Genomic DNA, 12,358 nt, shown 5'->3' on the forward strand with positions numbered 1-12,358 from the left:
AGCATGGAATTATGGTTTATATTTTTTAGCCATTGCAGAGTTTCTAAGCTGTCTGATTCTAGTTTTACTTAGGTTAAGTTGTCTAGCGACTTGAGCCATAGTGCAACCTTGAAGTACAACTCTGTTCCATACTTGTTGCTCTCTGTGTGTTAAAGTCATTATAATTCCTCCATAAGAAGATTATTTACACTCCTTAACACACATGCATCATAACATATAACAACATTTAGTTCTATATGAAATATACCCCACAAAAATGTGGAGTCTTCTATACTGTAAATCATAAAATTTATTGGACATACATGACCTCGAGTAATCGAGGTGGGACGTTATTTAAAACAACTCCCAACAAGAAACCGCCAAAAGCGATACAAGTAAGCCAGTTATTTATCATAGACATCCCCCCCTGAATACTTGCCAAATTACAATGTCCCCATGAGTTCGTTGGCATTCAAAAGTTTCCTTTATCCGAGGCAGGACAACAAGAATATATCACAACTTTAAATATGAATTCAAGTGTCTTCTTATACTGTATAAAGTATAAAAATGTCGTTTGTTTTTCCTTGATAGAAGTGCACGTAGTCCTCTGCATAGTTGCTGATCAGAATAATCATTTAACAACATATGGAGTGCCCACATGTTGATCTTTTTTTTACTGACGTGTAGAGTGTGGAACTTATATATGTGAATTTGTTGGGATATTTCAAACAGCACCGTTATCAGATCGTTTGATAATTCAACACGAGGATAGGTGTAAAGTACCTTAATTCCACTGCTTAAATTAAGATTTTTGCATTCAAGGAGATTTGTATTGATGAAATAGACATTATAAAACTCAGTATCAGTGAAATCTGTTCCACGCAGATCACATCCGAAAAACACTGAATCGCTTATTTTAGCGCCTTTAAAGCTAGTCTTTTTTAGGTTGACAGATATGAAGTCTATTCCCGTTAAAGAGGCGTTCCTGAAATTACATTTTGTAATGCATGATGCTCTGAAGTTTACATTTTCGATTGTTGCGTCCTTAAATATTAGATTATGTATATTGGATTGATAAGAGTATTTATTGCAAAATCCTCTATACTTAACTGGCGAATTAGCTAGAGTAAATCTGACCGTTTTTCCTGATTTGTTTCTGTTTAGTCTCTTGAACTTTAGGTTGCTTTTTCGTCGCTTCCTTCTTCTACTCATAACCGACCTTCTTTCATGATGGTGCGTAATTAGAATCACATAGTCATTACCTGATTTTTTTATGAGTTCTAGACAACCACGGTTGATCGAATGTTGATTTTGATTTAATCCTGTTGATTTGTAGCTTATACGGCATAAGGGTTTTCCTGAATTTCAAACTATAGAGTTGGATTTTGCTGAGTGAATACCGAAAATTTGGGCAATGAGCAATGGTTTACATTAATTGACCCATATTAATCATTGTATGATATTAAAGTGTTCAAATCTGTTCATTTATTTTCTTCCTGTTTTGCAGATAGGTGTCAAAAAGAAATAGAATTGTAATGGCTTGTATTAATAATCCATTATTAGAACCAAACAATGTAGCATAAACAAAAAATATTAATAGAAACAAATATGTTGTATTTCTTAGTGAGGGGAGAAAATTATCTTTACCTGTTCTGTAGTAGCCTATTTTTTTTAGAACTATACTGCGTAAATAGCCAAATAGCCAAGGGACCATATAGTAAAATAAAAATAATAAGACACAAACTGCAATTAACTTAAATGAACCGTCTACTACTTTATGAACAAATGGTATCGTATATCCAAGGTACAAAACCATAAAAACGAAGTATAACAAGTATAAAAGCGGTGTAGTCAGTTTATTTATGAGCCGATCCATAGATCTTAAGGATATTTGAATTGCATTACTAATATTCTCCTTCACTCGATCAAAACCTAAATATTCAAATAGTTTTTCACCATAAAAAATCCAGAAAGAGATGAGAGAGACAACTAGCATAGTAAACTGAATCCCTAATACATTGGGATCTTTTAAGAGTATATTACTAAAGTCTAAGTTTGAAAGAAAAAACACAATATATAATGCAATAGAACTAATTTGTATTAATCCTGCTAGTATGTATAAGAAGGCTCGCATCTGCAATGCTTTAAACGCATCACTTATTACTGAAGCTCTTTCTTTAGGAACGTCAAGGTTTTTAACCAAATAATTATAGATCATAGTGTGGTTTTTCTTTATGGGTGTAGACCAGGATAGAACTAACTCAAAAGATTGCATTTCCTCCATTTCAATGAGTTCGTTACCCTTCTTGGCAATTGAAAGCAAAGGGATAACTGGAATAATTATAATCAAGAATCCAATAAAAATATAAATCATTGGGATATCCCCCTACTAAGATTGGTCTCTTTCCCTAAGTATGAATAATTATATCAAATAAAGAAACTCAAAACCATATGATGGTAACATTCCATACGCCTATATACCTAAAGTGTGAGTTTCTTGTCGTAGAAATGTTTTCTGTGTTTCCTTGTTGACTCTCTGTTGATCTTTAATTTTTAGCTATAGTTTTGTTGGCTTACTACAACTATGTACTTTCGGTATAAAATTCCAAAGAAGCCCGCGCCGGACGCGGGCTCTTAGACTTTACTCTTCTCCCGTCGCCACCGTATTCCCCTCATAGCTAATCCAGTCGCTCCAGCTCCCGGAATACAGCTTCACATTTGTGAATCCCGCTTCCTCCAGCGCAATCACATTCGGGCAGGCGGAGACACCGGAACCGCAATAAACGATAATCGCATCATCTTTCCCCAGCTTCACGAACCGCTCTTCTAATGCCTCAACACCAGACCAGCGCCCATCTGCATCCAGCACGTCTTTCCAAAAATAGTTCACGGCCCCCGGAATATGTCCGGCCTTGGCATCGATCGGTTCCTCGAGCCCCGCATAACGGCGGGTATCACGGGAGTCAATCAGCACCGCGCTGCCACTTGCGGAAGCATGCTGTACATCTTCAACACTTGCCAGCATCTGCGGCTGCAGCTTCACGTCAAATGAAGACGGAATCTGTACCGGCACGTCCGTTGTCACCGGGAACTTGGCGTTCTGCCAAGCCGAGAAGCCCTCGTCCATGACATAAACTTGTTCATGACCCATATAACGCAGCAGCCACCATAAACGCGAGGCGTTCATGCCGCCTTGATCATCATAGGCAATGATGCGGCTGTCGGAGCCGATGCCGGCTTTGGCAAGGCGGCTTGCGAGCGCAGCCGCATCTGGGAGCGGATGACGCCCGCCATGCTCGGTTACGGGAGCGGACAGATCCTTTTCGAGATCAAGGTAGATTGCCCCTGGAATATGTCCGGCTTCGTAAGCTTCACGCCCGGCGTCCGGCTGACCAAGCAGGAAGCGACAGTCTGCGATAACAACGTCCGGTTCGTACATTCTGGCGAGCAGCCAGCGCATGGATACAATATTTTTCATAACAACAAACACCGCCTTCATATGTAATGATTTTTTTCTAAACTGATTTATTTCGCTCACATTGTTGCATCGTCAGAGTCTGCTGTTGGCAGGCTCCGTCTTTTGCATTTTTGATTCCGTATTCCAAAGTGGATTAGTTCTTCCTGGCAGCACTTGTTACACCGTTTTGGGTTCGACAGAACCTGGAGCGGCTATGGGAGCATCAGCCGGAACAGGCTGCGGTTTGGTTTTGCCATAACGAATGAAGATCCACACGCCGAACAGGATAACGACACCCGCCGACATTTGCAGCGTACTTAGTGATTCACCGAGCAGCATCCAAGCCAGCAGGGATGAGAACACAGGCTCTCCAAGAACACCCATCGACACCGTAGTTGCGTTCATATACTGTAACAGCCAGTTAAAGAGATAGTGGCCAAAGATGGTAGGTACGATCGCGAGCAGCAGGAAGATGCCCCATTCCGAAGCAGCATAACCGCCAAAAGCATGACCCATGAACAGATTGTAAACGGCAAACGTACAGGCAGCAACAAGGAACACCCAGAAATTATACGAGAAGGCACTGAGCCCCGTCCGCAAAAATTGACCCAGAAGCATATGCACAGCTACCGCCATCGTGCCAAGCAAGGATAAAATATCCCCTTTCAGCGCAGTACCTGCCACCTGAAAATCACCAGCACCAATGATAATCGACCCGAACAGCGCTATACCCATGCCGATCAGCATCATGCGGTTGATTTTGGCTTTGAACAGCCAGACCGAGCCTGCCAGAATCAGAATCGGCTCCAGTGCAAGGATGACGGTGGAGCTCGCCACACTGGTTAATCGCAATGATCCCATCCACAGCAGGAAGTGCAGGGCAAGCATGACACCGGAAGCAAGCAGCAGAGCCCACTGGCGGAAATCAAGCCGCATCATCTCATGCCTGTGAGGCCAAATGAAAGGAAGCATAACCAGATTGGTTAAAAATAGACGATACATGGCAATGACCGCAACATCTGCGTCAGACCAGCGTACAAAAATAGAGGAGAAAGAAATGGCAATAATGCCGACAAAAAATAACAAATAAATAGATTTGCCAGCACGGTTTATACTTGTCATGGGTGTAGCTCCTTCTTGAAAAATAGATAACCTAAATCATCTCATTATACAGGAGAAGATCACCGCAGGGAAGCTCGAAATAAACTGCCGGGAGCCTGGAAAGTTCGGAGAAGCTTTTGCCTGTAACAACGGTTAAAATCAGCTAATAAGCAGTCATTAGAGAAACATGGAAAAGAGATAAGCAGATTGTAACCGAGCTTGTAACTATTCTGTCATTCACAAGGCCCAGTTTTCTATTAATCTTCTATATAGAGACATTAGTCGAGATAATATTCCATAAATCGGGAAAAAATGAAAGTTAGGAAGTGGGCAGTACGTGAGAGCACAACAAGAAGCAACGAGAGAGTATGGAAATGCAATTCGCAGCATGAGCCGGAAACAAACCCATAGACGAAGAAAAATCCGATACGGCAGGTTAAGTGTAGCTCTTATGCTTATAGCCCTGTTTGTTGCGGGTTTGACATATTTGTTCATCGGTGTGACTCATTGGATCAAAACGGTAGCAGCCCCACCCCCAATTGCGGTAATTGAGCAGCCCGCCAAGCTGGGCATGATTCAGGTTACACCTGAGGCAAAAGAGGAGCCTGCGCGGTTTCTGGGTCAGGTTCGCAAGGTGGCGTACATAACATTTGATGACGGGCCAAGTATCTATACAGATCAATTGCTCGACATCTTGAAGCAGCATGAGGCGAAGGCAACCTTTTTCATGGTTGGACGTCAGCTGAATGAGCATCGGGATGCAGTGAAACGTCTGGTGAAAGAGGGCAGCTACCCAGGACTGCACAGCATGACACATAACTATAAAAAGCTCTATAAGAGCGGAAGCTCGGCAAACTTTGTGAACGAGTTCAAAAAAGAGCAGCAGATGGTTGAGAAGATCATCGGATTTACACCCCATCTCATCCGCGCGCCATATGGAAGCAGCCCGCAGATCGGTGAAGCTTTCAGAGGGGATATCGCAGCCGCCGGTTTCAAAATGTGGGACTGGACGACAGATTCGCTGGACTGGAACCTGCCGGGTCAGCCTGACAAAATTGTAGCCCGGGTGAGCAACAGTGTGCACAGAGATAAAGAAGTAATTCTTATGCATGAACGGGAACAGACTGTGCAGGCGCTGCCACGTATTATGAAATTGCTGGAGGAGCGCGGCTACGAGTTCGAGGTCTATGATCCGAATGCACACTGGGTTGTCAATTTCAGCGGAGATACCCGCTTATAACAGATCGAATATAAAGGGTAATGCAAGAGAGGGAGAATACATGCGAATTACGCGTCAGAAAATCATATTTGCAGTCAGCATTTTGCTGCTGCTTCTGCTCAGTGGATGTGGAGATCCGCAGGAGCCGGCGGCTAATCAGGTCAATCGTTTGGTTCAGGGCGGTCAGCAGATCGACCAGAGTCTGAAAGCCATGACCAAATATGAACAAGAGGATATGGAATTATACAAGTCTATTTTAAGCAAAGGTAAAAGTAAAAACAGTAATATCGAACCGCTGCTGGATCAGGCGGAGGCTCATATCAAGGAACGCAGAGAGCTGCTGCTGCAGACTGGCAAGGTCATGCAGGAAACTTCAGAGAAGACGGAAGAGCTTCGTCATTCGCTGAAGGAGCTTACGATCGAGAAGCAAGAGACACTTGCTCACGCGGGAAAAGTACTGGATCAATATGAGGCCAGAGCCAAGACGTTCGAACTGTTTGTTGCCTCCTACGAAAGCAGTCTGGATGCGGAAGAGCAGCTCTACGGACTGATGAGAGTAAAGGCCAAGCCAAATCTGGTCAAAATTAAACGTGCTATTCGCACGCGTAATGAAGAGTACGCCAAGCTGGCCGAAGTACGCAAACAATTCAACCTGCAAACACAGGCGTTCAACGCAGCTCATGCACAATTGGTCAAGCTGGATCAGGCGGGTTAAAGAGCTGACGGGAGATGTACACTATCCAATACCGTGTTTACGTGATTGATCTGCCTGCCTTTCGTGTAAGTACTAGTATAGAACGAAGCTGTATATTAGTTGGTCAGCAACATGGACAAGCAGCATTGCGTATAAGCTAACGGAGGTGTTCATATGCGAAAAGGGAATACGGTGAAGGTCAGCGCCACATTGCTGGTTCTGCTTATGGGATTCTCGCTTGTGGCTTGCGGCAGCAGTGCACCTGCACTTCAGCCGACTGTGGGCAATACGGAGGAGTCGTCACCAGCAACAGAGCCTCCGCAGCAGGAGAGTGATGCCATTGAAGCGGAAGGAATTCTGACAGGCTGGGCAGACCCGCATACCGTTGAGATTCGTGTGAATGACAAAGCGATGTCCTTCCAGGTGGGAGAGGATATGCAGAAGTCAATGGACGATATGGATGATGAGGATACGGTTCGATTCAAATATGTAGAGAAAACGCTTGACGCTTCCACTAAACAGCTCGTACTCACCGAGATTACCAAGATCGCATCTGCCGATGATGGTAACCAGGGTTCGGATACAGGAGGAGCTGTAACGTCTGATCGATCAGCGAGGTCAGAACTCGAAGTAACGGTTGAAGGAATAACGGAGAAGCGACCAGTAACGCTGGTGCAGGCCAAAGGATATTCTCTTTATATTTTTGAGCCGATGTCGTTTGATGCAGAAGACCATGAGTTAACGATGAAGATTGATCCTGCATACAAGGTAGAGATTGAGAAGTTGCCTGCGGACTTCAATCTGGAGCATTTGAAAATGGATGCGAGGGAAGAGTTGTCCAAGACCGGAGAAGTCAAGGCGCTAACAGCTGAACAACTCAGCAACGGGCCGATGAAAGATGCAAGACTGTTCATGATGTCTCAGAACGAGAAGAAAACGCAATATTTCATCGTTAAAGAACTGGACGGCAACGGATTTATTTTCCACATTAATGCACCTGTTGGTGAACCATCCGAAGGTTTCGTGCCTATGGTCTATGCATCAATCAACTCCATAATGAATGAATAGATCAATAGACTAACAAATACGCGGCGTATCTCCTTTCAGTAGAAAGGGATGCGCTATTTTTTTTGTCCAGCGGATCAAAGTCAAAAAACCGGAAGGAACAAATAAGACATGGGTTCCTCCCGGCGTTTTTGTCAAGGTTCATCTGATGTTGTTGTTGGGTTGAATCCAGTTCCTGAACAGCGGGTTCAGGTGAGTACGGCGTTTATTTTGCTCCTTTGGAGTTCTTCGTATCGGGTGATCACCTGCTGATGAACGGCATGTTCTTCGGGAATACCCATCCGTTCGCGTATGAAAGCAGAGAGGCCATCTTCACGGATGATGTGCTGCATCTTCATGGCTTCCTCGTCACGTTTGTCATCAAATAACATCGCGGCTGCCATCGCAGAGGTTAGATGGGGAATAGCAATTCCGAATTCACTGGCCTGCATCGCCGGGCGTACAAGCCGATCATGAGGCGAGAGCTTGCGAAGTGGGGAGCGTCCGACCCGGGTGACCTGATCGGTCAGATTCGGGTTGGCGAATCGTCCGAGTATCGTATCCATATATTTCTGGTGCTTTTCAGTGTCAAAACCGTGTTTGCGAATCAGCATGGCGCCCGTCTCTTCCATTACATGCCGTACTTTGGCGCGAAGAGCGGAATTGCTCATGACCTGCCTTATCGTTTTGTAGCCTGCAAGATAACCTAAATATGCGGCGACACAGTGGCCCGTGTTCACGGTAAACATTTTTCGTTCAATATAGGGTTCAAGAGAATCGACGTATTGAACGCCATGGATTTCTTTGAAACCCTCAAGCAGAGCCGGGCGGTGTACAACCCATTCATAAAAAGGTTCAACGGTAACCTGCAGCGGGTCCTCGTGGTTTTGTGCCGGAACAATCCGGTCCACAGCTGCATTGGGAAATGAAATATAACGTTCGGCCTTGGCCCGTGTGCGCTCATCCAGGAATGGATAGATGCGTTTCTTCAGCCGGGTGCTGCCGCCAATGGCGTTTTCACAAGCGATGATATGCAGAGGATTGGAATTGTTTGCTTTCATGCGGAGATAGATGCCTTTGGCAATAGGCTCCGCAATGTCGCCGAGGGCGGACACACCTACCGCCGTTGTGATCAGATCTGCGGAAGCAATCTCTTCCGCTACGCGATGCTGCTCACTTACGTTAATGGCAGTTACGTTGTTGACGATGGTGGTATCCTGTTGCTTGTTGGCTAGTGTAATGGGGTACTCCTGTCTTTGCTGAAGCATGGATATTTTCTTCGGGTTACGTGCGACAAAGCAGACGTCATAATCGGAAGCGGACAACATATGACCGATAAATCCGCGGCCTATATTGCCCGCACCAAAATGTACAGCTTTCATGTGTAAACTCCCCCTTTTGAGATTGGATAACGAAATTCGTTCAGACCTTAGACGGTAGTGACGAGCGGCTTCGAGATCAAATCTTTTAATTCGAGGTCGGTCAGGCAGGATAGCCGTTGGTGCGGCATTTCGAATTCCAGTGTTCCTGTAATGGTATTTGTAATGACTACGCAGTGCATGCCGGCTGCGGCTGCTGCGCGTGCACCGTTAGGTGAATCCTCTATGGCTACAGCTTCGTCCGCGTTGACTCCGAGCGCATCAAGCGCCTGATTGTACAATTCGGGGTCTGGCTTCACATTGGCAACATCATCGGCTGTACGAATCACTTCAAAGTAATCTTTCAGTTTCAGTTGCTCCAGATGCTGCTCCACCCAATCACGCTTGGAACTGGAAGCAACGGCGAGTTTGAGTCCGGCTTCGCGTGCCTGCTCCAGATACATCTGAATCCCCGGGCGAACCTGCTCTTTATTCATTAGCGCAGCATGCTGCAGCTGAACGGATTCCTTGAACGCATCCCGATCAATCGGAAGATTCAAATCTGTGATGAGGTACTCGTACGGATTAAACGTTTTGAGACTGGTGCCGATACATTGAGAATACATCTCCAGCGTAAGGTCAACCCCATGTTTTTTATACGCATCACGAAACGCAACATACCATGCCGTCTCTGTATCAATAATCGTTCCATCGAAGTCAAAAATCAGTGCTTTGATCATACATTTGTTCCTCCTGTTTTCAGAATTTGTTTTGGGTTTGTAAAGTGAAACATTATTTTCGTAAGTTTCCTGCAATTTGCTTCCCGTATATTCATCTATTCGCGGCATATTAGTTGACGCGAAAAACGATGAGAAAAATTAATTTGGGAAAAAATATGCGGTGAAGCTAATAAAACCGTAACATAGGACAAAGTTTAGGGTCAAGCATGTTATGAATATTTACATTGAAAATTTTCATAAAAATGATATATTTTCAGTAAAATGATGGCTTTGCAAACCGTTGAGCGTTAAGCATGTAAGCGTTATACTGTATAAACGGATTTTTCAATACCAAAAAAATAAATTTTTTTATGAAAATAAATGAGATTCGACCGTTCAACAGCTTTCGACACGTTTATAATAGAAGAAATGCATCTGCTTGTCGGGTCGCAAGCATGTAAAGTAGAACAAGCAAAGAGGAGGAGCACTATGCTTAACAAAGATCGTTTTGGCGGATGTCTTATCGGGCTTGCAGTGGGGGATGCACTGGGAACTACGGTTGAATTCAGTGCCCCAGGGACCTTCGAGCCCGTTACGGATATGATAGGCGGTGGCGTGTTTGGCTTGGAGGCAGGGCAGTGGACTGACGATACCTCCATGGCTCTCTGTTTGGCGGAAAGCTTGATCCGTCAGCAGGGCTTCGATGCTGCTGATCAGATGCGCCGATATACGAACTGGTACAAGGTTGGTTATATGAGCAGTACGGGAGAATGCTTTGATATTGGCGGGGCGACACGAAGTGCATTGGAGCGTTTTGTCCGAACCGGAGAACCTTATAGCGGTTCAAGTGATCGAATGACAGCGGGCAATGGTTCCATTATGCGGCTTGCACCAGTGGCCATGGCTTATGCTCATCAACCCGCAGAGGCTGTTCGCTACGCCGGACTTAGCTCTCGAACCACACATGCTGCGCTCGAGAGTGTAGAAGCCTGTGAAGCGCTCGCGGCGATTGTTGTAGCCGGGCTTCGCGGAGCAGACAAGGCAACGATGTTGTCCCCTGAGACGATGAAGCGCTGGCGTACGGAGCCGGGCTTGTCTTTTTCACCTGCGATCGAAGAAGTGGTCTCGGGATCTTATCAGCGCAATGAACCGCCCGAAATTCAGGGCAGTGGTTATGTGGTTCGTTCTCTGGAGGCTGCATTGTGGGCATTTTATAAGTCATCCAGCTTTGCGGATGGGGCACTGCTCGCAGTGAATCTGGGAGATGATGCGGATACAACTGGCGCTGTATATGGACAGATCGCAGGTGCGTATTACGGGCAAAGCGGTATTCCGGCACACTGGCGGGACAAGCTGGCAATGAAAGAGGATTTTGAACGTTTAAACGAAGCATTATGGCTGAAAGCACAAGGCGAAGGTGCACAGGTAAATAAATAGATAAAATAATAGTTATCAGAAAGACGGGAGAAGAGAAATCATCATGAGCAAGACAACACATTCACTACATGCTTCTGCGGAAGAACCGCAAGAAGACACAGGACGATCATCTGCCTCTGAATCGGGTAAAAAGAGGACATTTCCTTTATCGCTGTTATGTTTGACAATCGGAGCATTTGCCATTGGAATGACGGAGTTTATCATTATGGGTTTGCTCCCCAATGTGGCGGCAGACCTGAACGTAAGTATTCCACAAGCCGGGCAGCTCATTACCGGTTATGCGCTGGGCGTAGCTGTGGGTGCGCCGATTCTAACCGTGTTCACTCACAAAATTCCACAGAAAAAACTGCTCGTGCTGCTGATGTGTATCTTCATCCTTGGTAACGCATTGTCTGTCATAGCACCTACTTACGGACTGCTGATATCAGCACGTATTCTGACGGCATTTGCCCATGGTACATTTCTTGGTGTAGGCTCAATTCTGGCTACGAAGCTGGTTGCACCAGATCGAAGGGCTGGAGCAGTGTCGGTTGTGCTTGCAGGCCTGACCATTGCCAATATTATTGGTGTGCCATTTGGTACATTTATCGGTCAACAGCTTGGCTGGAGATCTTCCTTTGGTGCGATCACCATCCTGGGTATTATTTCACTGCTGGGTATTATTCGATTTATTCCAGTCATTCCTCAAGGGCCGCCGGCCAATCTGGGACAACAATTTCGTAATCTGATCCGGCCGCAGGTATTACTTGTGCTGCTCATCGGGGCGATGGGCTGCGGCAGTTTATTTGCAGTGTTTACGTATATTACACCGCTGCTAGTGGATATTAGCGGTTTTGCCGAGCAAAGTGTAACCTGGATTCTGGTGCTGTTTGGCTTCGGTGTTACGCTGGGCAATATGGTCGGCGGTCGTCTGGCAGACTGGAAGCTCATGCCGTCACTTATCGTTAATTTTGCCATTCTGGCTGTGCTGCTGGCGGTATTAACACTGACACTGCACCATCCGGTTCTGGCGGTCATAACCATTTTCCTCTGGGGCGTTGCAGCCTTTGGCATTATGCCTGGACTCCAGATCCGCATTATGAATATGACCCGCGAGGCACCTTTGCTGGCGACAACATCAAGCCACTCTGCGTTTAACCTAGGGAATGCCGCTGGTGCTTATATCGGTGGTTTTGCTATAACACACACGGGGTTAATCTCGGTTCCGCTCTATGCCGCGGTGATTGCTGCGCTCGGGCTGGCCGGTTTGTTATTCAGTCTGCTGATGCATGACAGGAAGGCTTTGCCTGAAGGTGCAGATGTTATGAATCAGGCCTCGGTGCACTAAAGTAAAAGTATTGGATAAGGCCT

12 protein-coding genes are annotated in these 12,358 nt (G+C 45.5%); 5 read left to right on the forward strand and 7 right to left on the reverse strand.

What is annotated here, in order from left to right:
- Window positions 1–9: 9 nt before the first annotated feature.
- The 5 genes from HNR77_RS30740 to HNR77_RS07095 form a co-directional block, all read right to left on the reverse strand.
- On the reverse strand, window positions 10–159 hold the full coding sequence (locus tag HNR77_RS30740; protein WP_184182093.1) for a sigma factor-like helix-turn-helix DNA-binding protein: 150 nt from the start codon (window positions 157–159) through the stop codon (window positions 10–12).
- Window positions 160–492: 333 nt separating this feature from the next.
- Window positions 493–1,191 (reverse strand): pentapeptide repeat-containing protein, encoded by a 699-nt coding sequence (locus HNR77_RS30745; protein WP_184182095.1) that lies wholly within the window; start codon window positions 1,189–1,191, stop codon window positions 493–495.
- Window positions 1,192–1,450: 259 nt separating this feature from the next.
- The gene (locus HNR77_RS07085; RefSeq protein WP_184182096.1) at window positions 1,451–2,353 is read right to left on the reverse strand and encodes a hypothetical protein; all 903 of its coding nucleotides are present in this window, start codon (window positions 2,351–2,353) and stop codon (window positions 1,451–1,453) included.
- A 267-nt stretch (window positions 2,354–2,620) separates the two neighbouring features.
- Entirely contained in the window at window positions 2,621–3,457 is an 837-nt protein-coding gene (locus tag HNR77_RS07090; protein ID WP_184182097.1) for a sulfurtransferase, read from the reverse strand.
- A 156-nt stretch (window positions 3,458–3,613) separates the two neighbouring features.
- Window positions 3,614–4,558: a DMT family transporter gene (locus tag HNR77_RS07095; RefSeq protein ID WP_184182098.1), complete on the reverse strand. Its 945-nt coding sequence runs from the start codon at window positions 4,556–4,558 to the stop codon at window positions 3,614–3,616.
- 316 nt (window positions 4,559–4,874) lie between these two features.
- Here HNR77_RS07095 and HNR77_RS07100 point away from each other — a divergent pair, with 316 nt between their 5' ends.
- The 3 genes from HNR77_RS07100 (at window position 4,875) to HNR77_RS07110 (ending at window position 7,518) form a co-directional block, all read left to right on the forward strand.
- Window positions 4,875–5,777 (forward strand): polysaccharide deacetylase family protein, encoded by a 903-nt coding sequence (locus tag HNR77_RS07100; protein WP_311768590.1) that lies wholly within the window; start codon window positions 4,875–4,877, stop codon window positions 5,775–5,777.
- A gap of 40 nt (window positions 5,778–5,817) precedes the next feature.
- Window positions 5,818–6,471, forward strand: coding sequence for a YkyA family protein (locus HNR77_RS07105; RefSeq protein WP_184182099.1), 654 nt, complete (start codon window positions 5,818–5,820; stop codon window positions 6,469–6,471).
- A gap of 153 nt (window positions 6,472–6,624) precedes the next feature.
- Window positions 6,625–7,518, forward strand: a complete 894-nt coding sequence (locus tag HNR77_RS07110) for a bromodomain-containing protein (RefSeq protein WP_184182100.1) — start codon at window positions 6,625–6,627, stop codon at window positions 7,516–7,518.
- 185 nt (window positions 7,519–7,703) lie between these two features.
- Here HNR77_RS07110 and HNR77_RS07115 read toward each other — a convergent pair whose 3' ends face one another.
- Window positions 7,704–8,876, reverse strand: coding sequence for a mannitol-1-phosphate 5-dehydrogenase (locus HNR77_RS07115; RefSeq protein ID WP_184182101.1), 1,173 nt, complete (start codon window positions 8,874–8,876; stop codon window positions 7,704–7,706).
- Window positions 8,877–8,923: 47 nt separating this feature from the next.
- A complete protein-coding gene (locus HNR77_RS07120; protein ID WP_184182102.1) occupies window positions 8,924–9,592 on the reverse strand; it encodes an HAD family hydrolase in 669 nt (222 codons plus the stop codon).
- Between the two features lie 468 nt (window positions 9,593–10,060).
- Here HNR77_RS07120 and HNR77_RS07125 point away from each other — a divergent pair, with 468 nt between their 5' ends.
- Window positions 10,061–11,008: an ADP-ribosylglycohydrolase family protein gene (locus tag HNR77_RS07125; protein ID WP_184182104.1), complete on the forward strand. Its 948-nt coding sequence runs from the start codon at window positions 10,061–10,063 to the stop codon at window positions 11,006–11,008.
- 43 nt (window positions 11,009–11,051) lie between these two features.
- Window positions 11,052–12,335: an MFS transporter gene (locus HNR77_RS07130; RefSeq protein ID WP_260410376.1), complete on the forward strand. Its 1,284-nt coding sequence runs from the start codon at window positions 11,052–11,054 to the stop codon at window positions 12,333–12,335.
- The last annotated feature ends 23 nt before the right edge of the window (window positions 12,336–12,358 follow it).

This window comes from Paenibacillus sp. JGP012, assembly GCF_014203995.1.
GTDB classification, from domain to species: Bacteria; Bacillota; Bacilli; order Paenibacillales; family Paenibacillaceae; genus Paenibacillus; species Paenibacillus silvae.